The following is a 22379-nucleotide window of genomic DNA, read 5'->3' on the forward strand; positions in this document are numbered from 1 at the left end:
ACGGGGCCGCTACCCATCGTAAGTGCGGAGGAAAGCGGCGGAGAAGGTTACGTCGGAAGGAAGGCCGTACTGACTGTCATATGGATCAGCCGTGCGGTTCGGCGGTGGGGATCAGCGGTACGGATCAGTGGTTTTCGGACGCGTGCAGTGGGGCTTCCCGTACGGCGACGGCGACGTCACTCGAAGTGGGCGACGAGCAGGATCACGTCCTCGCCGCTGTCCCCGGCCGTCGCCGCCGCGGCGGCGGCCAGCGCCCCGGCGGCGGCCCGGTCGCGCTCCGCGTCGGCCCCGGCGGTCCCCGCGAGGGGCTCCGCGGGGCGCTCCGGCGGCAGCACGGCCCGCAGGACGTGGTCGGCGATGGCGTCCGGGTCGTGCCGCAGGGCCCGCGGCACGCTCGCCGCCGCCTTGTGCAGCCGGGTGAAGGCGCGGTCCATGGCCTCGCCGGTGCGGTGCAGCAGCCCGTCGCTGTAGAAGAGGAGCGTCTCTCCCGGCGCGGGCTCGATCTCCACGCTGGGGGCCTCCCAGCAGGCGAGCATGCCCAGCGGCGCGGACAGCGAGGTCTCCACGTACTCGGTGCGGTGGTCGCCGATGATCAGCGGCGGACAGTGCCCGGCCCCGGCCAGGACGACCTTGCGCGCCCGGTCCCCGGTCAGGGGGTCCTCCACGGTCTCGCAGTAGGCGAAGAGCGCGGTGGCCGCGCGGGCGGGCTCGGTCAGCCGCAGCAGGAGTTCGAGGTCGGAGAGGACGGCGACCGGGTCCTCGCCCTCCATGACGGCGTACGCGCGCAGGGAGGCCCGCAGCCGGCCCATCGCGGCGACGGCACTCGGACCGGAACCAGTAATTCCGCCCACGGCGAGGCCGAGCGCGCCCTCGGGCAGCGGCAGCGCGTCGTACCAGGCACCGCCGCCGCGCGGCCCGGGCCGGTGCCGGACGGCGAGCCGGACCCCGGCGACCCGGGGGAGACGGCTGGGGAGCAGCTCCTCGCGGAGGGTGGCGATGGTCTCGCGGGCGCGGGTCAGCTCGACGAGACGGGCGAGGTGCTCGGTGGCGTAGCCGCAGTAGAGGCCGATCAGGTGCCGCTGGCGCTCGGTGGGTTCGGCCGGCTCGTCGTAGAGCCAGACGGCCGCGCCGAGCCTGCCCGTGGCGTCCTCCGGACCGGCCGACGGGCCCGGCGGGTCGGACTCCAGCGGTACCGCGTAGCTGGCGGCGTAGCCCAGGCGGGCCGCGACCTCGCGGTAACGCGGGTCGAGACCGTCCTCGCCCGCGATGTCGGGGTGGGCGGTGCCGGACCGGTTGCCGACGGGCGGGAGGTCGTCGAGCAGTTGCCCGTAGGAGGGGGGCGCGCCGGGGGAGGGGGGCGCGGAGGAGGCGGGCCGCGGGATCGTCTCGATGTGGCCGAGGTCGGAGCGGCCGAGGCCGAGGCCGACGGTCACGGGAGGGGCGAGCCCGTCGTCGGGCCGCAGGGTGACGAGGCCGCGGCGGGCGCCGACGAGCGTGGACCCGGCGCGCAGGAGTTCGTGCAGGGCGTCGTCCAGCGTGCCGGTGCGGGCGAGCCGCTCGGTCAGCTCCTGGAGCGTGGTCAGGTCGTAGATCCAGCCGGCGAGGCGGTCCTGGACCAGGGCGTTCAGCGCGAGGGGGGAGAGCGGGGGCTCGCCGGGCGGGCCGGTGGCGGGCGCGGGGAGGGCGGCCGTGGTGGGGGCCGGGCCGGTGTTCTCACCGGCGAGGGCCGAAGGCGCGACAGGGGCGGAAGTGTGCGCGGGTGCGGGGACCGGGGAGTCGATTCCGGCCACTTTCGGCAGGTGGGGGGCAGTCATGGCCTGCTGCCCGGTGCAAGGCGTACGCCAGTGCGAGAGAAGGGGCGGCGGGGGACGGTTCGGGGCACCCGGCCAAGCCATCGTGACCAGCCCAGCGGCCTGTGCGTGCTGCTCAATAGCATCGCAAACCCCCTGTCGTGTTGCGCGCTATCAATGCCTCCACATGTACACGCCCGAGTAAGGGGATGTCCAGCATTGGACCAGTGGGATTGGTGGTGTCTGGGAGGTTTCCAAGTTGGCCGGAAAATAGTCCTGAGGCCTGTGATTTGCGGTCGACTGGCGTTGTTCAACAGTGCGTCATGCCGACCGCGGCGGGTACGTACTCGGTGAAGGCCAGGGGTAGTTGGGGCCGCCCCGCAACCCGGCGGCGGGCCCTGGCGTCTTTACCGTCAACGGTCACGCCCGTCCCTCATGGCGAGGGGCAACCCACGCCGCGGGCGAGGGGTGCACGGCCAGCACGAAGCGCCATGCGCGCGCCACCCCTCGCCAGGTTTCACGCTCGGCCCGCGGCGTGATGCGCTGCGTCGTACGCGCAGTGACTCGTGATCCATGTGGTGTGCAGGCCTCGAAAGGGCCACGGCGCGTCGCGCGACGCGCCACGTAGTGCCCGTAGTGCCATGTAGTCCCATGAAGACGCAGTTTCACGAAGACGCAGTTCACGGAAGACGTAGTCCCACGAAGGCCCACGGAGTTCCCCAGCAGTTCCCCAGCGGTTCCCGTTCAGTTCCCATGCGGACCGTGCGAAGTGCCGTGTAGTGCGATTCAGGCAGTGCGATTCAAGTAGTGCGATTCAGGTAGTGCGATACGGCCCCTGTCCAGGACCGGGGCCCCACCTTCGGCGTTTACGGAAAGGAACGAGCGCTCATGCGCGAGATCCTCGGAAGGCGACGCAAGCTCTCGCTTCGGCGCGGTGGCCGGTCGGCGGTACTCACCGCGGCCCTGGCCTACGCCACGGAGTGGCAATGGCCCGTACTCCCCGGCGTCGGGCTGCGGCCGGGCGGCCGGCCGCGCGAGTGCGGCTGCCCCCAGCCGGACTGCGTGGTCCCCGGCGCCCACCCGTTCGACCCGGGCCTGCTGGCCGCGACCACGGACGCGCGGATGGTCCGCTGGTGGTGGACCAACCGGCCCGACGCCCCCGTCGTGCTCGCCACGGGCGGCAAGGCGCCGTGCGCGGTGAGCCTGCCGGCCGTCGCCGGGGCCCGGGCCCTGGCGGCGTTCGACCGCGCGGGCGTGCGGATCGGCCCCGTGATCGCGACCCCCACCCGCTGGTCCCTGCTGGTGGCCCCCTACTCCCTCGAAGTCCTCGGCGAGCTGCTGCACAGCCAGGACTGGGTGCCCGGGTCGCTGCGCTTCCACGGCGAGGGCGGCTATGTGGTCCTGCCGCCGTCGCCCACCGCCACGGGCCGGGTCCGCTGGGAGCGGCCGCCGGTGCAGCCGGGCCAGGACGGCACGGAGGGCCGCACGGCTTTCGGCGGCAGGGTCGGCGCGGCCGTGGCGCTCCGCGTGGGCCGGACGACCGGACAGCCCACGGCGCGGCCGTGGCTGCCCGACGTGGCCACGGTGGTCGACGTCCTGGTGGAGGAGAGCGCGGGCACGCCCGGGGGCGGCAGCAAGCTCGCGTACTGATCACACAGTCCGGTGGGGCCGACGGGGTTGACGGGGCGCGGAGCAGTGGATGCCGCGTGTCGCCGGTGTGCCGGGGTGGGTCCTGTGGGCGGACGAGAGCGCGTACGGACGGGAGACGCACGCGCTCTCACTCCTTGGAGTGAAAGCCGACAGAAGAACCACAGCAACGGCCGCGCGGTCGCCCTGCGAGCCCTACCGTGCCCGCTATCTTGCGGATGAGGGCCTGCGTCGGATGCCGTGCCGGGCGCCGTCGGTCCGGCGGGGGTGTGGGTCGAATCCGCCCCCGCGATCCAGCGTCCGCGGCGAGTTGCAGGTGGTCCCCATGGAGCGTGCGTCCCGTCTGCCCGGAGAGCCCAGCGCGGCTCAGCAACGGGCGGCGAATCTGCGGATGGTCGCGCTCGCGAGCGCGGTGGCCCTGGCCGTCGTCCTGCCGCTGGCCGCCGCGACGGCGGGCCCGGCGGGCAGCGCGGGCGCGCAGGGCCCGGACAAGGCCCAGGACATGACCCGTGACGAGGCCCGGGGCACCTCCAGGGACGCGGCGCGCGGTGCGGGTGAGGCGGAGGAGCCTCTCGCGCCTGGAGGGCCTTCTGAGGCCGGTGGGGCCAGTGAGGCTGCCGGGAGCGCCGCGCTTCCGGAGAACGCCGACGGCAAGGCCCGGGACGGCCGTCCGGAGGGCGGACCGTCGTCGACCGATCCCGATGACGCGGTGGCGGTCCTCCCGGCCCGCAGCTCGGCCCAGTGCGGCCCCGAACTCTCCTCGCCCGACGGCGCCGAGGCACAGACCTGCGTCCTGACGCAGGGGAGCGAGACCTGGGCCCGCACGTACTACCGCAATGCCACGGGCGAGCCCCTGACGGCCGTGCTGACCCTCATGGCGCCGGACGGGCGGACGGTCCAGGTGCACTGCCGGCTGAGCGCCTCCGATGATCCCGACGCCTGCGAGACGCCCCGCGAACCGACGGTTCGGGGACATGGCTCGTATACGGCGGTCGCGGAGATCGCTTCAACGAAGGGGAACCTCATGCTCCGGTCCGGGAGCAACTCGCCGGAGCCCGAGGAGGATTAGCGGCCCGCGGACGTACGGGCGTCCGGTGCCCGGGCCAGGGCTGCGGCGGGGGGCCTCGCGGGGGCTGGAAGGCGTCATGGAAGGCCATGTGAACAGGCACGTGGGACGCGGTGCGGCCGCTCGACGGCCGGGCCGGGGACCCGGCCGATCGGCGGGCCGGATTCCGGGCATGGAAACGCCCGGTCGCTGGCGACGGGGGATGCACCAGCGACCGGGCTCCTAGAACCGTAACAAGAGATCGGCGGTTCGCAAATTCGATCGCGGATTTCCGGACGCCGATTTCCGGGCTGACAGCGGGAGTTGTGACAGGAGTCACGTGAATGACGCCCTCCGGAAGCGGATACGGATCCTCCTGAGGGCTCGGCGGGGTCCTCGGTGCGGACGGCTGGGCTCCCCGGTGGGGACGGCTGGGGCCCCCGGCGGAGACCGCCCGGGGGCTCCGGCGGGCATCAACGGGGGCCACCGGCGACGCCCGGGGCTCACGGGTGGAGGCCACCGGCTTCCCCGGTGGGGGAGTCCGGGGCTTCCGGAGGGAACCACCGGGCTCGCTGGGGACCGTCGGCCGTTCGAGGGGAACCGCCGACGGTCCCCGGTGGGTTCACCGGGGCTTCCGGCAGGCGCGGGCAGGGCTTCCGGTGTGACCGCCGGAGGCCACGGCCCCCAAGCCGTCAGTTCAAGGTCACCTGACGGCTGGTGAGGCCGCCGCGGGCGCGCCGCTCCTCCGCGGTCAGCGGGGACTCGTCGGCGAGCGCCTCGGCCAGCCGCTCCGCGAAGGCCGCCGCCGGCTTCTCGACGTCCTGGGCGCCCATCTCGCTCGGCAGGTCCCAGACGGGGACGATCAGCCCGTGCGCGCGGAACGACCCGACCAGGCGCGTTCCCTCGCCGAGCGAGGTCGCGCCGGTGACGTGCAGCCGGGCGAGGGCGTCCAGCAGCTTCTCCTCCGGGACGGTCATGACCCAGCGCAGGTGGTTCTTGTCCGGAACCTCGCACCAGTACGCGGCGTCGACCCCGGACAGCCGGACGGTCGGGATCGCGGCGGCGTTGGCCCGCTCCAGCGACGCGGCGACGTCACCGGTGGCGTTCTCGGCGTTCTCGACCCAGAACTCGAAGCCCGTGTGGACGGCCGGCTCGAACGGGCCCTCCGGGTCCAGCAGGTCCTGGAGGCGCGGGCCCTCCGCCCCGGTGCGCTCGGCGGCGACGGGGCTGCCGGGGGCGGCCTCCAGGGCGCGCTGGAGGGTGGCGGCGAGGTCGCGGCTCAGGTCGCCGGACGGGGTGTCGTTCTGCAGACCCAGCAGCACGGCGCCGTTGTCGCGGCGCAGCGCGGGCCAGGCCATCGGCAGCACGGTGGCCAGCGTCACCGACGGCACGCCCTCGGGCAGCCCGCCCTTGAGCTTGAGCTCCACGGTCGCGGCGGGCACCAGCTCGCGCAGCGCGACCCAGTCGGCCTCCCCGGGCAGCCCCTCGAAGGGCCGCTGCACGAGCTCGACGACGGCGTGCGAGGCCTCGCGCCCGTGGCAGGCCTTGTAGCGACGGCCCGAGCCGCAGGGGCAGGGCTCACGGGCACCGACGACGGGGATGGTGCCGTCGCCGGCCTGCGGCGTGGCGGCCTTGTTCTGAGGGCGGCGCTTCTTGGCCATGGCTGTGCATCTCCCGTATCGGTCCTACCGGCTCGTACGGGCCGGCGCGTACGAGCGCGAGCCTAGCGCGGGGTCGCTCGCGCTCAGCGGCAGCCGACGGGTGGGCTTGCTGAGGCACATAGCAGCCCGTCCGGCGTTTGAGGACGCGCCCGCAGGGCGCTCGCCGCCGCAGGCGGCAACGACGGCCCGCAGCCGAAGGCCGTCATGGCCCGGGGGACGGTCGGCGATCCCGCCGAGGGACGCGACCGCCGGTCAGGCAAACGGCAAACGGCTACCGCCGTCTACGCGCGTCGCGGTTCTACGTCAGACCGTCGAGATCCGAGAAAGCGAGCTCCGGGTCGAGGGGGATGCGCGAAGAAGGAAACTCATGCGCGGCATGCGCGGTAGCGGAGAGCGCGGCCCAGACGGTCACCTCGCCGGATGCACCGGCGTCCCGGACGCCCCAGTCCTGGGAGATCGCGCTGATGATGTTCAGACCCCGGCCGCCGCGCGCGGTCACCGAAGGGGTGGCCGGAAAGGGCCGGGTCGGGCCGCCACCGTCCGTGACCTCGACGGTCAGCCGGCCGCGCCGGTCCATGTGCCAGGCGGCGCGTATGCCGCCGTTCTCCGCGCCGTCGCACTCGCCGTTCGACAGGCTGAGCGGTCGTCCGTGCCGGTACGCGTTGCTGAGCAACTCCGAAAGGACCAGCACCGCGTCGTCGATGACCGAATCCGGCACCCCGCTGACGCGCAGGTCCCTCCGCATCCGGTGTCTCGCCTCACCCACGCCGGCGGGACCATGGGGTACGGCCATGATCGACGACGTGGCCACCTCCTGTGCCACCATCAACGCCACCCCCGAGACCTCCTTTGCCCCACGTCAGGGGATGGATGCCCCAATGGCCTGGACCGGAAACCGGCCATCCTGGACGGGGTGAGGCACTTGTGGCGGCCGGATACGCACCGAACGCGCCGGTGCACTCCATGTAATGGGCACTAGGGGCGCCCGAGTTGGGAAAGTACCGCCTTGGGCCGGTTTGTGATCACCGCGTCGACCCCGAGCCGGGCGCACAGCTCGACGTCGGCCTGATCGTTCACGGTCCAGACGTGCACCTGGTGGCCAGCGCGGTGCAGCCGCGCCACGTAGCCGGGGTTGTTGCGGATGATCCGGATGCTCGGGCCCGCGATGCGCACCCCGGGGGGCAGCCGTCCGTCGCGGAGGCGCGGTGAGACGAACTGCATCAGATAGACGGTCGGAATGGCGGGCGCGGCCGCCCGCACCCGGTGCAGGGACCGGGCCGAGAAGCTCATCACCCGGACGGGCGAGGGCTGCCCCACGGCCGGGGCGGCGAGCCCGAAGCGGCCGAGGAGGTCGAGCAGCCGCTCCTCGACCTGGCCCGCCCAGCGGGTCGGGTGCTTGGTCTCGATGGCGAGCTCGACCCGGCGCCCGGAGTCGGCGACGAGTTCGAGGAGGCGCTCGAGGGTGAGGACGGACGTACTGTCACGGTCGGGCGCCTCGGCGTCGGTGGCCTGGCCCTTCCAGGATCCGAAGTCGAGGGCCGAGAGCTTGGACAGCTCCATGGTGGAGACGGCCCCGCGCCCGTTGGAGGTGCGATTGACGCGGCGGTCGTGGACGCAGACGAGATGCCCGTCGGCGGTCAGCCGCACATCGCACTCCAGCGCGTCGGCGCCGTCCTCGATGGCTTTGCGGTAGGCGGCCAGGGTGTGTTCCGGGGCATCCTCGGAGGCCCCGCGGTGGGCGATGACGGCGGGGGGCTGGCGCTCGGAAGGAAAGTCCCGGGCCGGGTGCGCATGGGTCACCGCGTTATCGTGCCACCGCCTGGCACAATCGCGCATGCGGTCCATTTTGTCCGAGGTAAAGGACGATGGACGAGGGCACAGTCTCCGCTTACGGCGGTCTGACGTGCCATGGGAAAAGCTGTTAGCGGAAAACTTTCTGTTGTTGATTGAGGAGACAGCTGTGAGCACCGAGAACGAGGGCGCCGCCGTTCCGCATGCGGCTGGGCGGGATGCGGAGTCTTCGACGCCGGCCGCCGAAGCGGAGCGCCCCACTCCGGCCGCTCCCGAGGCTCCTCCGGTTCCGCCCGTCCCCACGGAGCCGCCCACGGCGGAGCCGGTGCGGGACGCGGTCCCCGCTGACGCGGATCACGGGCAGGCCGAGCGGACGACACAGCTCCCGCCGGAGGAGCGGACCACGCAGCTCCCGGCGGCCGAGCAGACGTCGCAGCTTCCGCCCGTGGAGCAGACGACGCAGCTCCCGGCGGCCGAGCGGACGTCGCAGCTCCCGGCCGTCGAGCCGAAGCCGATGACGGGCCCGTCGTCCGCACCGGCGGCGCCGGCAGCTCCAGCTGCCCCTGAGCCCCAGACGCACCACCAGCAGCAGCCGCAGGCCCACCCGCAGCCCATGTACGCGGGCGCCGGAGCCGGAGCCGCCGGCCAGGGCGGTGGCGGCTGGTACGGCGGTGGCGGCGCGCCGCAGCAGCCGTACGGCGGAGCCGGTGGCGCCGGACCCGTGGGTCCGGGCATGGCGTGGGGCGCCCCGCCGCCCCCGCCGGCGCGCAAGCGCTCCGGCGGCCTCGTGGCGGCCGTGCTCGCGGCGGCGCTCGTCGCGGGCGGTGTCGGCGGCGGCATCGGCTACTGGGCGGCCGACCGCAATGAGTCGGGTGACTCGACGACGATCTCCGCATCCGGCGACCCCAAGGTGGAGAGCCGCTCCCCGGGTTCGGTGGCGGCCATCGCGAACAAGGCGCTGCCGAGCGTCGTCACCATCGAGGCGCAGAGCAGCAGTGGCGAGGGCGGCACGGGCACCGGCTTCGTGTACGACAAGGAAGGCCACATCCTCACCAACAACCACGTCGTCGCGTCGGCGGCCGAGGGCGGCAAGCTCCGTGCCACGTTCTCGAACGGCAAGAAGTACGAGGCCGAGGTGGTCGGCCGCGCTCAGGGCTACGACGTCGCGGTCCTCAAGCTGAAGGACGCCCCCGCGGGCACCCTCAAGCCGCTGCCGCTGGGTGACTCCGAGCGGACGGCGGTCGGTGACGCGACGGTCGCGATCGGCGCGCCCTTCGGTCTGTCCGGCACGGTCACCACGGGCATCGTGAGCGCGAAGAAGCGCCCGGTGGCCTCCAGCGATGGTGGCGGCAGCGGAAACGCGTCGTACATGAGCGCGCTCCAGACGGACGCCTCGATCAACCCGGGCAACTCCGGCGGTCCGCTGCTCAACGCCCAGGGCGCGGTGATCGGCATCAACTCCGCGATCCAGTCCGCCGGTTCCGGCGGCGGCTTCGGCGGCGGACAGCAGCAGTCCGGCAGCATCGGCCTGGGCTTCGCGATCCCGATCAACCAGGCCAAGAACGTCGCGGACACGCTCATCAAGACCGGCAAGCCGGTCTACCCGGTCATCGCCGCCACGGTGAACATGAAGGACACCGGCGCGGGCGCCAAGATCGCCCCCACCGGTGCCAAGAACACCCCGGCCGTCACCCCCGGCGGCCCGGCCGACAAGGCGGGCCTCAAGCCGGGCGACGTGATCACCAAGCTCGACGACACGACGATCGACAGCGGCCCGACCCTGATCAGCGAGATCTGGACCCACAAGCCGGGTGACAAGGTCCAGCTGACCTACACCCGCGACGGCAAGTCGTCCACGGTGGAGATCACCCTGGGCGAGCGCGACGGCGACAACTGAGTCTCCATGCCTCCCCGCGCCGGCCAACGGACGGCGCGGGGAGGCATATCACTCACCCCGCACATTCACTCCGGTCGCTCACTCCGCGGAGAGCCGGCTGCTGAGCCACCGCAGCGAGGGCGGTATCTCGCGGTTCCAGGTCTTGAAGTTGTGACCGCCGCTGTCGAGCGTGATCGATGAGACGCGTGCGGGCGCTTTCACCTTCGAGATGAACCGCTGGGTGGCCTTGAAGTTGGACTCCCCCTGCTTGGACGTGGTGACCAGGAAGGACGAGTTGCCCTGCGGCAAGTGGTCCAGGCTCCACAGCAGGTCGGCCCGCTTCTCCTCGCGCTTGTTGCCGTGGAAGAGGTCGCCGGAGTCCTTGTCTATCTCGGGCTTGTAGTCGGCTGACAGGCCCACGCTGGCCGCATAGGTCTCCGGGTGCTCCAGGCCGATCTTCAGTGCGCAGTAGCCGCCGGTGGAATCACCGATGAAGCCCCAGTTACGCGCCTTGGTGCCGGTGCGGTAGGTGCCGGAGAGCGCCTTCGTGAGGTCCTTGCCGAAGAACGTCTCCGTCTGCGGACCGCCGGGAATGTCGACGCACTGGGTGTTGCGCGGCGGTGCGACGGTGGGCCGCATCATGACGAGGATCATCGGCTGCATCTTCTTCTGCTTGACCTGCGTCCACGCCGTCTTCGGGTACCGCAGCCCCTTGAGCAGGTTCTCGGCGGTGCCGGGGAATCCGGTCAGTACCACCGCGGCGGGAAACGTCTTCTTCTCGTATGCCTTCTGGAAGTACTCCGGCGGCAGATAGACATAAGCGGGGGTGGCGATCCGGGACCGCTCTCCCTGCACGTTGATTTTCTGTATCTCGCCGCTGATGTGGGGCTTTCCGGCGCCGGGTACATCGGGTTTCTGCTTCCCGATCAGCTGCACGCCCGAGCCGCCGGCCGACTTCTCGTCGAAGTCCACGCCCTTCTCCCAGCCGAAGAGCTCGTCCCAGGACCCGTAGATGAGCATGTCCCTGTTCACCGCGAGGCCGATCGAGGAGAACAGCAGCGCCTGAATCGCGCAGACCAGTCCGACCCGGCTCAGGACCGGTCGCCACCCCCGCCGTGCCAGGCGTGGCCAGCACCAGACGGTGAGAGCGAATAACAGCACCGTGCCGAGCACGGCCACCACCACAGCGCTGGTACTTGTCATTCCCATGGTTCAGAAAACTCCCTGCCGGACCTCGTCCCGGGCGTCACCGCCCGGACGCACCGCCAGGGGGTGCGCAACGGGGTAGATAAAAGTCCGGCACGATGCGTTCCACCGGCATGATCACTCGCTCATCAACCGTGATGCGCTTCGCCGTCAGCGGCGCAAGCGCAGGGCTGGGGCGGGACATGGCGGGAGTTGAGCCCGAGGGACTGGGCTCTGGCCTCCATCGGTCCTGCCATGTAGGCGAGGATGCACGCCGAGAAGATGAAGGCCATGTGGATCGTGGTCCCCCAGATGAGCTCACGCTGGGAGGCGTCGTGGATGCTGACGAACATCTGCAGCAGGTGGATCGAGGAGATCCCGACGATCGCCATGGCGAGCTTGACCTTCAGCACGTTGGAGTTGACGTGCGACAGCCATTCGGGCTGGTCCCTGTGACCGTGCAGGCCGATGCGCGAGACGAACGTCTCGTAGCCGCCGACGATCACCATGATCAGAAGGTTGGCGATCATGACGACGTCGACGAGCTTGAGCACGTTGAGCATCACCATGTCCTCGTCCGCGTGCCCCGTCACCACCCCGTGGATCAAACTCCACAGCTCGCCGAAGAACTCGTAGACATACACGGCCTGCGCGGCCACGAGCCCGAAGTACAGAGGAGCCTGCAGCCAGCGGGTCGCGAAGAGGGCATAGCCCAGCGACGGGACGGCCTCACCTGCCCTGCCCGAGACCTTGGGCCCGCCCCTGCCGCGAACAACCGCCACGACCCCGCCCCCTTTTTGCGGCCTTCAGCCCACAATGCCCACACGGTTGCCGCTTAGAGACGGTCATCCAAGACTTCCCCCATGTGGGTGATCGGCCCGGACGGGAAGCCGGGGCAGGCCACGGTGTTCCTGCGGCACGGGGACGGCTACGCGCTGACCTTCCGTCCCATCCCTCGACCAGGGCCGCACAGCGGATTCGTCCACCCGGTAGGCTGTCCCCGCGTCGCCCAGTGGGTGGCGTGGGGAGAGTTGCCCGAGCGGCCTAAGGGAACGGTCTTGAAAACCGTCGTGGCAGCGATGTCACCGTGGGTTCAAATCCCACACTCTCCGCCGTGTGGCCGTCCGGCCAGGTGAGAAGGGGTGCCCCGAGTCCGGGCGCACCCCTTTCGCATGAGGTCGGGCAGTGAGCTCGGCAGGCGCCGCGACGTCCCGAGTTCTCCCGGCCCGCGCATCCGAGGGAACGACGCCGGCCCCTCCGCCGTTTCCCGACCGTCAACTGTGTTGAGGGTGACGGGGGTCAGCCGTGGCGATGTGGGCCGTGTCGTTGGTGCGCTTGATGCCGTGGCTGCGCAGGCGTACGGGGCGGTCGTTTGTGTTGCCGACGGTGAAGCGCGAGCCAGGGGGAACGGACGCGGGGCAGCCCGCGTTGTGGGGGCGCGTCGCAGGCGGCTGGGCGGTCGCCTTCGCCGGGTTGCACTTCTACTGGGCCCTCGGCGGTGACGTGGGGCTGAGCGTCTCCGCCGGTCCGCTGGCCGCCGAGCGCCCGCTGTGGTTCGTCGTGGCCGGTCTGTGGGGTGTGGGGGCGCTGTGTCTCCTCGGTGCCCTGCTGGCGTGGCTGCTGCCCCGGTCCGTGCCGGCGAGGTGGCTGGGGTGGGGCGTCAGTGCGCTTCTGCTGGCCCGTGGCATCGGTGTCGAGGTGCTGTTGCTGACCAACGCCACGCCGCTGGACGCCTCCGTGAGCGAGGGGCAGCGGGCCTGGACGCTGGCCCTCTGGAACCCCTGGTTCATCGTCGGTGGACTGGCCTTCGGCCTCGCCACCCTCCGCGCCGGCAGGTCACAACCGCAGCCCGCCACCCGGTGACGTGAGAGTGCCGGGTTCGGGTCCCGGCCCGGCCGGCCACGGGAGCCCGCAAGGGTGATGGGTGAGCGGCGGAAAGTCATCACACGTACTGGTAATCACACATAACTACTTCCGGTCGTCCCTGGTTACAGGGGTGTCGCTCTCGGGTTGTCCGGGGGTGATCGACGGCTGGAGGTCGAGTGGTCATGAAGAAGCTTTCCGGTGTTGTTGGGCTCGTTGCGGCTGTGGGGGGCCTTGCCGGTGCGCTGGGGCTGGCCGCGTCGGGTACGGCTGTGGCGGACACGAGCGTCTGCTCGGACACCGTTCCGGCGCACACGAACGGCAACCCGGCCAACGATGTCCCGCAGCAGTCCAACAAGTTGACGGGCACCCTCCTGGACACCGCGACGTGCACCGCAGGGCAGGCGAACTCCGGGCTGAACGGTGCCGACAACGACAGCAACGGCTCATGAGGGTTGGGCAGCGCCTGTCCAGGCGGGCGGTGTCCACGGACACGCGGTCATCCGGGTGAGCGGACATTGCACCTCTTTGTGGGCGGACAGTTCATCTCCTTGTGCGGTGTGACTTTTCGTCCCTCGACTGGCTCAGTGCAGTGGCTTGACGCCCTTGCCCGTGGTTGCCTGGGTGAGCCGGAGGCTGCTGCCCTCGGTCAGGACGATGTGCGCGTGATGCAACAGCCGGTCGACTGCTGCCGTGGCGAGCGTCTTGGGCATGATCGAGTCGAATCCCGACGGATGCAGGTTCGAGGTCACGATCACGGACCTGCGTTCGTAGGCGGCATCGATCACCCGGTAGAACGCCTCGGCGGCGGCCTGGCCGGACGGCAGCATCCCGATGTCGTCCAGGATGATGAGGTTGGCCCGGGTGATCTTCGCGATCGCCTTCGCGACGGAGTTGTCGACGGTGGCCCGGCCGACGTGGGCGGTCAGCGATTCGAGGCTGAACCAGGCGACTTGCATGCCCCGGTCGATGGCCTTGTGGGCCAGGGCCTCGGCGAAGTGGCTCTTGCCGGTGCCCGACGGGCCGGCGATGGCGAGGTTCTCCGACCGGCCGACCCATTCCAGCGTCATCAGGGCCTGCTGGGTCGGAGCGGGGATGGAGGAGTCCTCCTCCCGCCAGGAGCTGAACGTCTTGCCGGTGGGCAGGTTCGCCTGCTTGCGGTGGCTGCGGCGGGTCGCCGCCTCCCGGCCCTTGATCTCCTCTTCCAGCAGGATCCGCAGCACTTCGGCCGGGTCCCAGCGTTGCGACCGGGCGGTGGCCAGCACGTCCGGGGCCGCCTTGCGCAAGTAGGGGAACCGCATCCGCTTCAGGACGGATTCCAGATCGGCCGGGATCGGCGGCGGGGCCGGTGAGGAGGGGACCGGAGACGGGGCCGGGACGGGCTGGTCGGTTTCCGGGTCCAGCAACGCGATGCCGGTCATGGAAGATTCCTTTCTGCCGGGCCGCCGTTGCGGCCGAAGTCAGCCCAGGCGGAAGTGCCGGGCTGAACGGAGTGGGCCTCGTCGGCGACGACGAGGTCGGCGGGACGGACGCCGGACTTGCGATGCTGGACGATGGAGAGCAGGTCGTCCTCGGCGAATCGGCCCGCGGTCGCGGCAAGCCCCAGCGACATGTCGACCTCGGCGACACTGACCAGGGCCGCGAGCTCGACGGCGGCGGCCATCTTCACCCGCATCCGGGTGGTCCCCGCCGCAGCGGCCTCGATCAGCCAGGACTTCGCCCCGGGACCGAGCGCGAGGAAGGCTTCCTCGGCGGCATCGACGGGCCGGGGCCGCGGCGGCTTCGGTGAACCGTCCATCTCCTGCGGGTGGTTGGGATAGTGCTCGGCGAGGATGACCGGACGGCCGGGCAGAGCGATCTCGTGCCGGGCGACTTCCGCCAGGCCGGCCGGGCCCTGCATCCATTCCGGCCGGTGAGCCAGCTTCGACAGGTCGGCCACGACGACCAGCTCGTCGCCGTCGACCCTCACCCAGGCTTCCTGGCCGACCAGCCCGGACGGCGTCGAATAGCGCACGGACCCGAAACGGACGGTCTGGTCCCGCAGCACCTGTCTCGACTCGCCCAGCGCGAGCGTGTGAGGCGCCGGCGGCAGCGGATGCAGCCTGGTCCGCTCGACGTCGAGCATCGAGGACGGAGCCTTGCCCGTCTCGCGGTGGGTCCGGTTGTTCACCGTCTGGCAGAAGATCGCGCACTCGCCGCGGAGCTCGGCGAACGAGTCGTACTCCTTGCGGAGATTCGCCGTCGTGGGCACCAGATCCGCCTTCGCGATGCGGACCGTCGCCTCCGACCCGCCTTTGGACTCGGGATCGAAGGGGACACACGTGTGAACCTGCATCCCGTAATGCCGCCCCGTCGCGACGACTTGGGGATGACGGACCGCGATGCCGGCGACCCGGTCGATCGTGACCGTCTTCTCGTTGTCGGTCAGCGCATAGGTCGGCGCCCCGCCGATCGCCCGCAAGGTCGAGTCGATGCAGGTCACCAGCGTCGGCAGAGTCCGGTCCCAGGTCGGGATCACCACCCGGAACCGCGACCAGGCCAGCCACGCGCAGAACAACAGCGTCACGCGGGGCTCACCGCCGCCCGGGCCCGGGACCTTCGGCCCCCAGCCCCAGTCGAACTGCAACCACAGCCCCGGCTCGGTGATCCAGGGCCGATAGGTCCGCTGGTTCCCGGCCCGCCAGGCTTCCTTCGCCTTCGCCACCGCCCGCCGGGTCGTGCGCTCATCACCGGTGAACCCCAGCAGGACCAGGCGGTCGTGGAGCTTGTCGGCCCGCACCCTGCCCTGCGATCGGTCGACCCACTCCTCGATCTTCGGCATGAACGGGTCGATCATCTTCGGCCGGCGGACGAGACCGGTTGGCCGACCGGTGTCCCTCATCCGTGCGTAACGTCGCACGGTCTTGGGATCGACCCCCGCCAGCGCAGCCGCGGAATGCGCACATTCAGTGGCGTCCAGGGCCTCGAAGATTTCCATGATCTCCCTGTCAGACTTCTTCAACGTCCCTCCGGGTGGTCGGTCTCAATGCCAGGCAGCACTGAGCCAACCCCCGGAGGGATCGTCTGTTCGGAACCGACACGAATGGGTCCACGGAGAGGGAGATCAGCTGTCCGCCCAGCGGGGGCCGTCCCGTCCGCCTACAAGGATCTTGCGCTGTCCGCTCTCAGGCGGCAACCTTGTCCGCTGCGGTACTGCTCGCGTCGGCCGTCCCGGTTCTGACCGTGCCCGCGGCGCAGGCGGCATCGAAGGCGCCCGAGCCGTTCACGATCTTCAAGAAGGACACCAAGTTCAGGGTCCCGAAGGGGGTCACTCAGATCACCGCCTTCGTATGGGGGGCCGGAGCCGGTGGCGGGGGCGGTGGCGGAGGTGGCGGCGGCGGAAGGGGACAGGCTGAGGCCGACCCGAGCAGGGGCGGTGGTGGCGGCGGTTCCGGCGGGGTGGGTGGAGGCGGCAGCAGTGGGGCCTTCGTTCGGTGTGTCCTGAAGGTCAAGCCACACCAGGTTCTTGCCATCAAGGTAGGCAAGGGCGGCAAGGGCGGGAGCCCCGGCGATGGAGGTCCGAGGGGCGGACGCCGCGTGGCCACCTCTGCGCACACTTCCTATTTTGAGGAAAATGGGGGCAACGGTACGGCTGGTGCTCCGGGCAAGCCAGGCGGACGCAGCAGCCTCGGCAGCCTTGTCTGGGCCGACGGTGGCCGGGGGCCCGGCGCAGGCGGTATGGGCGGCTCCGGCGGAAGTGCTGGTGAAGACGGCGGGGCAGGTGGCGCCGGCGGGCGCGGAGGCGCACCGGCCGGGGCCGACAGGGCGTCTTTGGGCACCAAGTGCGCTGCCCGGAACGGAACGTACACGGCAGCCCTGGGCAAGACCGGAAACGCGGGAGCTACGGGCGCACAAGGAACGCGTGCAGCGGCGCGCAGCGGTGGCGGGCAGGCAGGGAAGGGAGGAGCCCGGCAGCTGTCCGGCGGTGGCGGTGGCCGGGGCTACGCGCTGTATCCGAACCTGGCCCCGTTCGACTTCAGTTTCGGCAGCGGGGGGAGAGGGGCACTCTCCGGCGGGGGCATCGACGGCGGCCATGGAGCGAACTCCGGCTCGACCGGTAGCAACGGAGGGCCAGGCGTGGGTGGCTCGACGGGCGACTCGGGGAGCAACGGCGCCGTCATCCTCGACTGGTAGTCATCCGTCCCGCATTCCCGTTCAGGAAGCGGGGGCGTGAGCCCGGTCTGTCATAAGCAGCAGTGCAGTCCACCGCTTGCTGGGCGGTGGACTGCACTTCAGGCTGCCGCCGGGCAGGTGACGCCGTGTCGGAATGCGCTCAGTTCCAGGGGTCGGTGAAGGAACGGCCGGGGACCGGCTTGGCTATGAGGGCGATCGGGATGAAGAAGTTGACCTGCCCGATCGCGATCGTCAGGGTGGCGAGCGCCTTGGCGTCGTAGTGTTCGGCCACCTCGGCGTAGAGCTCGTCGGAGACCCGCTCACCGTGCGCGGAGGGCTGGAGCACGGCTTCCACCAGAGCCAGCGCGGCGCGCTCGGCCGGGGTGAAGTACGGCGAGTCCTGCCAGGACGCCACCGAGGTGATGCGCTCGTCCGTCTCCCCGGCCTTGCGCAGGAAACCCGTGTGCAGAACGGTCAGGTACGTGCTGCCGACGATCTGGCCGGCGCGCAGCTGGACCAGGCTGATCGTGGTGCGCGGCACCGAGCGGTTGCCGGTGGCCTTGAAGAGGGCCGCCGAGACCTCCGCCACCTCGGGGACGAGCTGCGCCGGGTCCTCGGACATCCGGGGGGTCATCGGAACCTCGGCAGTGATCGAACGCGCGGTCATTGTTGTCTCCCATCGGGCTGGTGCGTTGCTGTCACTGCCCTGACGGATCGCGTCGAAGGAATGTGACCGATGGCGGCAGTTTTTTCCGACCAGGAGTCCAGAAAACGCGGGCGGCGGCCGGGAGAAAGGGCCCTTACGGCCACGGAGAGCGGCTCGCACGGCGTCCTCAGCCGTCGCCGAGGGGGTCGGGTCGGGTCCGCCGCGATCGGCGGCCAGCCGCCCCGCAGGGCGTTCCGCAGGGCCCGCCAAACCCGCCCTGACCTGCATAAATAGCCAATAATAGGAACGTCCGAACGCGCCCGTACGACGACAGGAGCGATCCCTTGACCGGCACCCCCGGCACCCCCGACCCCACCCCGTCCGACCTCAACAGCCACCGCTCGGCCTCGCCCCTGCACGACCTCATGTACGGGCACATCCACGCGTCCGCCCTGCGCGCGATCGTGCTGCACGGCATACCCGATCTCCTGGCCGACGGGCCGCTCACCGCCGAGGACCTGGCCGCCCGGTCCGGCACCCAGGCCGGCCCCCTGCGCCGCGTGATGCGGCTGCTCGCCATGCGCGGACTGTTCCGCGAGGCCCAGGACGGCACCTTCGCCCTCACCGGGAGCGGAGAGGTGCTGCGCGCGGACGTCCCCGGCTCGCAGCGGGCAGCGGTTCTACTGTTCACCGGCGAGATGTTCCGCCGTTCCGCCGACGGCCTCACGGGCACCTTGCGTACGGGGCAGACCGGCTTCGACGCCGCCTACGCGGTCCCGTTCTTCGATCACCTGGGCACCGAGCCCGACGAGAGCCGTCTCTTCGACACCGCCATGAGCTCGCTCACCTCCGGAGTGAACGAACAGATCACCCGCAGCTACCCGTTCCCGGACAGCGGCACCGTCGTCGACGTGGCCGGAGGCCGGGGCGGGCTGCTCCGGGAGATCCTCACCCGCTTCCCCGGCCTGCGCGGGGTCCTCTTCGACCGGCCCGAGACGGTCGCCGGCCACCTGCTCGACACCGAGGAACTGAAGGGCCGTTGGGAGACGGAGGGCGGGGACATCTTCGCCGCAGTGCCCCGGGGCGGGGACGTATATCTGCTGAAGAACATCCTCCACGACTGGCCCGACGAGGACTGCCTGCGCATTCTGACCACCGTCCGCCGGGCCATGGATGCCGGAACCCGCCTGCTGGTGATCGATGCCGTGCTGCCCGGCGACGGCACCCCGCACCCGGCCGTCGCCCTGGACATCGTCATGCTGATGACCCTCCAGGGCCGCGAGCGCAGGGCCGCCGAGTTCGAGGACCTGCTCACCCGCTCCGGGTTCCGCCTGAACCGCGTCCTGCCGACCCCGGCGCTGACTTCGGTCATCGAAGCCGAGGCCGTATGACCCGAGGCCGGGACGTGAGGGAGTGCTGGGAGTTGCTCGCGCTCCTGACAGCTTCCGCACCACCTGGGGGCCGTGTGAGCCCGATGCAGTGACGGGGAAGCATCGGTGGATGAGGAATATCTTGCGCACCCTGCTCTCGACGGTGGCCGTCGCGGCGGCCACCGTCCTGCCGGTCTCCACGGCCAGTGCGGCCGACGGGTACGACCGGTGCCCTGACGGCTACTACTGCATGTTCTCGGGCCTCGACGGCACCGGCGACATGATCGCGCTGAGGACGAACACGCCGGACCTCGCGGCGCTCGGCATGAACGACCGGGCCAAGTCGGACTGGAACCGGACCGCTTCGACCATCTACCTCTGGTCGGGCGCCCATTACACCGGCTGCACTGCCGTCACGTCCTCCGGCCCGACCGGCAAGGGCAACTTCTTCCCCACCTACCAGGACTTCTTCAGCTCGGTGCAGTTCGACGGGCCGGGCGGCCCGAGCTGCGGCACACCGCCCGGCGAGGGCGGCTAGCCCTTCGGCTGGGTGAAGCGGATGCGGTTGCCGAAGGGGTCGCGGAGGCCGCAGTCGATGCCGTGGGGCCGCTCGGTGGGCTCCTCGGTGAACTCGACCCCCCTGGACAGCAGCGTCTCGTACGTCTTGCGGCAGTCGTCCGTGGCGAAGATGAGCCAGCCGCCCATGGCGCCCTTGGTCACCAACTCACGGACCTGCTGCGCGGTCTCCTCGGACATCGCCGGCACGCCCGGCCGCTCCAGCAGGATCTCGCGCTCCGGGTGGCCGGGGACGCTGACGGTCAGCCAGCGCATGAAGCCCATGTCGACATCGGCGGCGACCTGCAAGCCCAGCTTGTTTACGTAGAAGTCGAAGGCCTCGTCCTGGTCGAGGACGTATATCTGCGAGTGCGTGATGGCGTTGAACATGTGGATCACGCTACGGCGCAGGCCGACCGGAAACTTATCCAAAACTGCTCAGCTTGCCCGTCAGGGGCAGAGCGCCGCCGCCCGGCGGCGGGTGGCCGGTTTCCCTTCTTGATCACGTTTCTTGTCCGGGCCTACGGTCGGGAGTTCACCGGCCGTGATCAGGAAAGGGGGGCTTCGTGCCCAAGCTGCGAGCCCACGTGGAGGGTGACGAGTACATCGAGGTGGAGGTGCCGGACGAAGCGGTCATCACGCTTGCGGGACACCCCGACCTCACCTTCGACGTGGCGGGCGCTTCGAAGGAGGCGGGCGCCCCGGTCATCCTGTGGAAGCTCCACCGTGGGGACAACCAGCGGTGGAGGATCCATCAGCCCGACCGCTACGGGTGGTTCCACCTCGTCAATGTGCACAGCGGGCTGTGCCTGACTCTGGCCGATGGCACCGATGGCGCTCCCGTGACCCAGGCCGCCGTCGTCGACAACGACCGCTCCCAGAAGTGGTGGTTGCGCCAGGTGAAGGGCGGCTACCACATCGCCAACGGGACACTGCGGCGCATCGCACCGGAGGCGGCCGCCTCCGGTAAGCCGCTGAAGGGGCTGCACGGCTCGGCCGAGGACGACAGCTGGACCTGGGTCTTCACCGCCGCGTAGCACCCGCGTGTCAGGCGCTCGGCCGCGTCCACGCCATCGTGAAGCACGTCGGTACGCCCGTGGGAGCGGCCTCCTTGCGGTAGGCCCTCGGCGACCGGCCGACGATGTCGCTGAACGTACGGCTGAACGTCCCCGGGCTGCCGAAGCCGACCTCGAAGCAGATGTCCGTCACACTGCGGTCGGTCTCGCGCAGCAGGAACATCGCCCGCTCGACCCGGCGGCGCTGGAGATAGCGGTGCGGCGTCTCGCCGAACGTGGCGCGGAACGTGCGCGTGAAGTGCGCCTGCGACACATGGGCGATCCGCGCCAGGGCCGGCACGTCCAGGGGCTGCGCGTACGCGCGGTCCATCGCGTCCCGGGCCCGCAGCATGCGGCGGTTGGTGTCTTCGGTAGCGCTGCTCACGACGCCATTCTCTTGTCCGCGAGCGACCGCGTCAGTAGGGGGTGGTGCCGGATGCCCGACCGGCACCACCCCGGTGGAGCCGCGTGGGTCAGAGGATGTCTGGGGCGACATTCGGCACGGAGAGGAGGACTCCGCCTCCGGGCCCGGAGATGTCGACGGTGCCGTTCGAGTCCGCGCCGACCAGGTTCGCAACATCGAGGTGGACGTCCGCGTGGGCCGGTGCCGCCAGGGCAGCCGACCCGACGGTGAGCAGGATGCCGGTGGCGAAGGCGACGGCAGCGCGCTTGAAGGGGGTCATGGGGGGCTCTCCTTTGTCGATCACGCGTGGCGGGTGGACGAGTCCTTTCCGCCAGGTTGTCCGACAAACGGCGCTCCCCGGGGGTGCGGTGGTGCGTGGCCCGCACCCGCACGCGGGAGAGCGCCGGTGCTCATCGCTCCACACCGGCGCTCGTACGCTTCCCGCGCGCTGAGCCACGCCCCCACGGCCGTTACGGGATCGGGACGGGTACGGCGAGCGGTCCCGGGCCCTTCTGCGCGGTGGGCACCTTCGCCGCCACGCCCTTGAGGTCCGTGGCGAACTGGTTGGCCGCGACCGTGGTCCCGGCAGCGTCCCTCTGCGCCACCTCATCGATGATCTTGGTGACGTCCTTGATCAGCTTGTCCAGCGCCTGCCTGAGCTCGTCGAGGGGGTCCGGGTCGGAAGGGGCGAGCAGTGGTCCTGCTGATGCCCGCAGCTGCTGCTGGAGGGCGGTGAGCTTCGCCGCGTCGGGAGACGCGGACCGCGCTTCCCGGACGATCCGGTGGCCCACGGAGACGGTCTCCGCCAGGGCGCTCGGTGCGTGGGCCACGGTCGCGCGGCCGGTCTCCGGCGCTGCGGCCAGTGCCGGGGCGGTGACGCCCAGGGCAAGCGAGCCGCAGACAGCGGCCATGGCAGTGGATGCGAGCGTGATGCGCATGCTGGGCGCTCCCCATCGGTTCGGTGTGCTCGGTTGGCTGTCCGCTCAACCTGCGGTGGCCTCACGCACCCCGCAACTCGGCACAGGCCCCGTTCGGGCGAGCCGGGGAGCCGAAGTCGCCCCACCGATGTGCCTCTGACCTGGGGATTTGGCATTTGAACCCGACATCGGCACAAACCATCACTGAACCCGCCGTCCGGACGACGGACGGCAGGCGAACGTTTTGGGTTGGTTTGTATGCCCGTGGAATTTTTCATCACCGGATCGGGAACGCGACGGCCCGATTCGGCCATCCCCTAGGGCACATCAGGTTGTCATGTGCCCTCCCTCGGGGGCAGCCGAACCATGCGGAGCGACGCGGATGACGTATTCACCTTCTGGCCACCACCCGCCCCACGGGCG

21 protein-coding genes and 1 tRNA gene are annotated in these 22379 nt (G+C 70.9%); 9 read left to right on the forward strand and 13 right to left on the reverse strand.

Features of this window, described 5'->3' with window-relative positions; all coding sequences use genetic code 11:
- Window positions 1-176 precede the first annotated feature (176 nt).
- Window positions 177-1814, reverse strand: coding sequence for a SpoIIE family protein phosphatase (locus JO379_RS17835; RefSeq protein WP_207303931.1), 1638 nt, complete (start codon window positions 1812-1814; stop codon window positions 177-179).
- Window positions 1815-2678: 864 nt separating this feature from the next.
- Between JO379_RS17835 and JO379_RS17840 the strand changes: the two genes are divergently transcribed.
- A complete protein-coding gene (locus tag JO379_RS17840; RefSeq protein ID WP_209515755.1) occupies window positions 2679-3440 on the forward strand; it encodes a bifunctional DNA primase/polymerase in 762 nt (253 codons plus the stop codon).
- A gap of 322 nt (window positions 3441-3762) precedes the next feature.
- Entirely contained in the window at window positions 3763-4506 is a 744-nt protein-coding gene (locus JO379_RS17845; protein ID WP_130878481.1) for a hypothetical protein, read from the forward strand.
- Between the two features lie 668 nt (window positions 4507-5174).
- On the opposite strand, the gene JO379_RS17850 is transcribed toward JO379_RS17845, so the two are convergent.
- From JO379_RS17850 to JO379_RS17860, 3 genes are all read right to left on the reverse strand, one after another.
- Window positions 5175-6143, reverse strand: coding sequence for a DUF5926 family protein (locus JO379_RS17850; RefSeq protein WP_209515759.1), 969 nt, complete (start codon window positions 6141-6143; stop codon window positions 5175-5177).
- A gap of 298 nt (window positions 6144-6441) precedes the next feature.
- Window positions 6442-6969 (reverse strand): ATP-binding protein, encoded by a 528-nt coding sequence (locus tag JO379_RS17855; protein ID WP_130878811.1) that lies wholly within the window; start codon window positions 6967-6969, stop codon window positions 6442-6444.
- A 149-nt stretch (window positions 6970-7118) separates the two neighbouring features.
- Window positions 7119-7943 carry a glycerophosphodiester phosphodiesterase gene (locus JO379_RS17860; protein WP_242626109.1) on the reverse strand — a complete coding sequence of 275 codons (825 nt, stop codon included), beginning with the start codon at window positions 7941-7943 and terminating at the stop codon, window positions 7119-7121.
- A gap of 160 nt (window positions 7944-8103) precedes the next feature.
- Between JO379_RS17860 and JO379_RS17865 the strand changes: the two genes are divergently transcribed.
- Window positions 8104-9831, forward strand: coding sequence for a S1C family serine protease (locus tag JO379_RS17865; RefSeq protein WP_307842043.1), 1728 nt, complete (start codon window positions 8104-8106; stop codon window positions 9829-9831).
- Between the two features lie 78 nt (window positions 9832-9909).
- Here the strand turns inward: JO379_RS17865 and JO379_RS17870 are convergent, their stop codons facing one another.
- Together JO379_RS17870 and JO379_RS17875 are read right to left on the reverse strand one after the other, a co-directional pair.
- Complete coding sequence (locus tag JO379_RS17870; RefSeq protein WP_130878477.1) at window positions 9910-11019, reverse strand: alpha/beta hydrolase; 1110 nt, start codon at window positions 11017-11019, stop codon at window positions 9910-9912.
- Window positions 11020-11144: 125 nt separating this feature from the next.
- Complete coding sequence (locus tag JO379_RS17875) at window positions 11145-11777, reverse strand: TIGR00645 family protein (RefSeq protein ID WP_130878476.1); 633 nt, start codon at window positions 11775-11777, stop codon at window positions 11145-11147.
- A 243-nt stretch (window positions 11778-12020) separates the two neighbouring features.
- Between JO379_RS17875 and JO379_RS17880 the strand changes: the two genes are divergently transcribed.
- The 3 genes from JO379_RS17880 to JO379_RS17890 all read left to right on the forward strand — a co-directional run bounded on the left by JO379_RS17880 (window position 12021) and on the right by JO379_RS17890 (window position 13310).
- Window positions 12021-12107: transfer RNA gene (locus tag JO379_RS17880), tRNA-Ser, on the forward strand.
- A 274-nt stretch (window positions 12108-12381) separates the two neighbouring features.
- Entirely contained in the window at window positions 12382-12858 is a 477-nt protein-coding gene (locus tag JO379_RS17885; protein WP_209515764.1) for a DUF3995 domain-containing protein, read from the forward strand.
- Between the two features lie 185 nt (window positions 12859-13043).
- On the forward strand, window positions 13044-13310 hold the full coding sequence (locus JO379_RS17890) for a hypothetical protein (protein WP_130878475.1): 267 nt from the start codon (window positions 13044-13046) through the stop codon (window positions 13308-13310).
- A gap of 132 nt (window positions 13311-13442) precedes the next feature.
- On the opposite strand, the gene istB is transcribed toward JO379_RS17890, so the two are convergent.
- The 3 genes from istB to JO379_RS17905 form a co-directional block, all read right to left on the reverse strand.
- Complete coding sequence (istB, locus tag JO379_RS17895; protein WP_245381325.1) at window positions 13443-14279, reverse strand: IS21-like element helper ATPase IstB; 837 nt, start codon at window positions 14277-14279, stop codon at window positions 13443-13445.
- A complete protein-coding gene (gene istA / locus JO379_RS17900) occupies window positions 14276-15835 on the reverse strand; it encodes an IS21 family transposase (RefSeq protein ID WP_209513316.1) in 1560 nt (519 codons plus the stop codon). Before istA ends, istB begins: the two co-directional genes overlap by 4 nt.
- 1335 nt (window positions 15836-17170) lie before the next feature.
- On the reverse strand, window positions 17171-17677 hold the full coding sequence (locus JO379_RS17905; RefSeq protein WP_209515767.1) for a carboxymuconolactone decarboxylase family protein: 507 nt from the start codon (window positions 17675-17677) through the stop codon (window positions 17171-17173).
- A gap of 323 nt (window positions 17678-18000) precedes the next feature.
- Here JO379_RS17905 and JO379_RS17910 point away from each other — a divergent pair, with 323 nt between their 5' ends.
- Both JO379_RS17910 and JO379_RS17915 read left to right on the forward strand, forming a co-directional pair.
- A complete protein-coding gene (locus JO379_RS17910) occupies window positions 18001-19047 on the forward strand; it encodes a methyltransferase (protein WP_245381487.1) in 1047 nt (348 codons plus the stop codon).
- A gap of 109 nt (window positions 19048-19156) precedes the next feature.
- The gene (locus tag JO379_RS17915; protein WP_209515769.1) at window positions 19157-19564 is read left to right on the forward strand and encodes a peptidase inhibitor family I36 protein; all 408 of its coding nucleotides are present in this window, start codon (window positions 19157-19159) and stop codon (window positions 19562-19564) included.
- Here the strand turns inward: JO379_RS17915 and JO379_RS17920 are convergent.
- Entirely contained in the window at window positions 19561-19971 is a 411-nt protein-coding gene (locus JO379_RS17920) for a VOC family protein (RefSeq protein WP_209515772.1), read from the reverse strand. The two genes, JO379_RS17915 and JO379_RS17920, sit on opposite strands and share 4 nt — an antisense overlap.
- A 176-nt stretch (window positions 19972-20147) precedes the next feature.
- Between JO379_RS17920 and JO379_RS17925 the strand changes: the two genes are divergently transcribed.
- On the forward strand, window positions 20148-20618 hold the full coding sequence (locus JO379_RS17925; protein ID WP_130878471.1) for an RICIN domain-containing protein: 471 nt from the start codon (window positions 20148-20150) through the stop codon (window positions 20616-20618).
- Between the two features lie 10 nt (window positions 20619-20628).
- On the opposite strand, the gene JO379_RS17930 is transcribed toward JO379_RS17925, so the two are convergent.
- The 3 genes from JO379_RS17930 to JO379_RS17940 all read right to left on the reverse strand — a co-directional run bounded on the left by JO379_RS17930 (window position 20629) and on the right by JO379_RS17940 (window position 21977).
- Window positions 20629-20988: a helix-turn-helix domain-containing protein gene (locus JO379_RS17930; RefSeq protein WP_245382246.1), complete on the reverse strand. Its 360-nt coding sequence runs from the start codon at window positions 20986-20988 to the stop codon at window positions 20629-20631.
- Window positions 20989-21109: 121 nt separating this feature from the next.
- The gene (locus tag JO379_RS17935; RefSeq protein ID WP_130878470.1) at window positions 21110-21319 is read right to left on the reverse strand and encodes a hypothetical protein; all 210 of its coding nucleotides are present in this window, start codon (window positions 21317-21319) and stop codon (window positions 21110-21112) included.
- A 190-nt stretch (window positions 21320-21509) separates the two neighbouring features.
- Window positions 21510-21977 carry a hypothetical protein gene (locus JO379_RS17940; RefSeq protein ID WP_130878469.1) on the reverse strand — a complete coding sequence of 156 codons (468 nt, stop codon included), beginning with the start codon at window positions 21975-21977 and terminating at the stop codon, window positions 21510-21512.
- Between the last annotated feature and the right edge of the window lie 402 nt (window positions 21978-22379).

This window comes from Streptomyces syringium, from assembly GCF_017876625.1.
Taxonomy (GTDB): Bacteria; Actinomycetota; Actinomycetes; order Streptomycetales; family Streptomycetaceae; genus Streptomyces; species Streptomyces syringius.

Coding starts and splice junctions, on each gene's coding strand:
- JO379_RS17835 (WP_207303931.1), bottom strand. CDS start 1,814: ATGACTGCCCCCCACCTGCCGAAAGTGGCCGGAATCGACTCCCCGGTC.
- JO379_RS17840 (WP_209515755.1), top strand. CDS start 2,679: ATGCGCGAGATCCTCGGAAGGCGACGCAAGCTCTCGCTTCGGCGCGGT.
- JO379_RS17845 (WP_130878481.1), top strand. CDS start 3,763: ATGGAGCGTGCGTCCCGTCTGCCCGGAGAGCCCAGCGCGGCTCAGCAA.
- JO379_RS17850 (WP_209515759.1), bottom strand. CDS start 6,143: ATGGCCAAGAAGCGCCGCCCTCAGAACAAGGCCGCCACGCCGCAGGCC.
- JO379_RS17855 (WP_130878811.1), bottom strand. CDS start 6,969: ATGGTGGCACAGGAGGTGGCCACGTCGTCGATCATGGCCGTACCCCAT.
- JO379_RS17870 (WP_130878477.1), bottom strand. CDS start 11,019: ATGGGAATGACAAGTACCAGCGCTGTGGTGGTGGCCGTGCTCGGCACG.
- JO379_RS17890 (WP_130878475.1), top strand. CDS start 13,044: ATGAAGAAGCTTTCCGGTGTTGTTGGGCTCGTTGCGGCTGTGGGGGGC.
- istB (WP_245381325.1), bottom strand. CDS start 14,279: ATGACCGGCATCGCGTTGCTGGACCCGGAAACCGACCAGCCCGTCCCG.
- istA (WP_209513316.1), bottom strand. CDS start 15,835: ATGGAAATCTTCGAGGCCCTGGACGCCACTGAATGTGCGCATTCCGCG.
- JO379_RS17905 (WP_209515767.1), bottom strand. CDS start 17,677: ATGACCGCGCGTTCGATCACTGCCGAGGTTCCGATGACCCCCCGGATG.
- JO379_RS17915 (WP_209515769.1), top strand. CDS start 19,157: ATGAGGAATATCTTGCGCACCCTGCTCTCGACGGTGGCCGTCGCGGCG.
- JO379_RS17920 (WP_209515772.1), bottom strand. CDS start 19,971: ATGTTCAACGCCATCACGCACTCGCAGATATACGTCCTCGACCAGGAC.
- JO379_RS17930 (WP_245382246.1), bottom strand. CDS start 20,988: ATGCTGCGGGCCCGGGACGCGATGGACCGCGCGTACGCGCAGCCCCTG.
- JO379_RS17935 (WP_130878470.1), bottom strand. CDS start 21,319: ATGACCCCCTTCAAGCGCGCTGCCGTCGCCTTCGCCACCGGCATCCTG.
- JO379_RS17940 (WP_130878469.1), bottom strand. CDS start 21,977: ATGCGCATCACGCTCGCATCCACTGCCATGGCCGCTGTCTGCGGCTCG.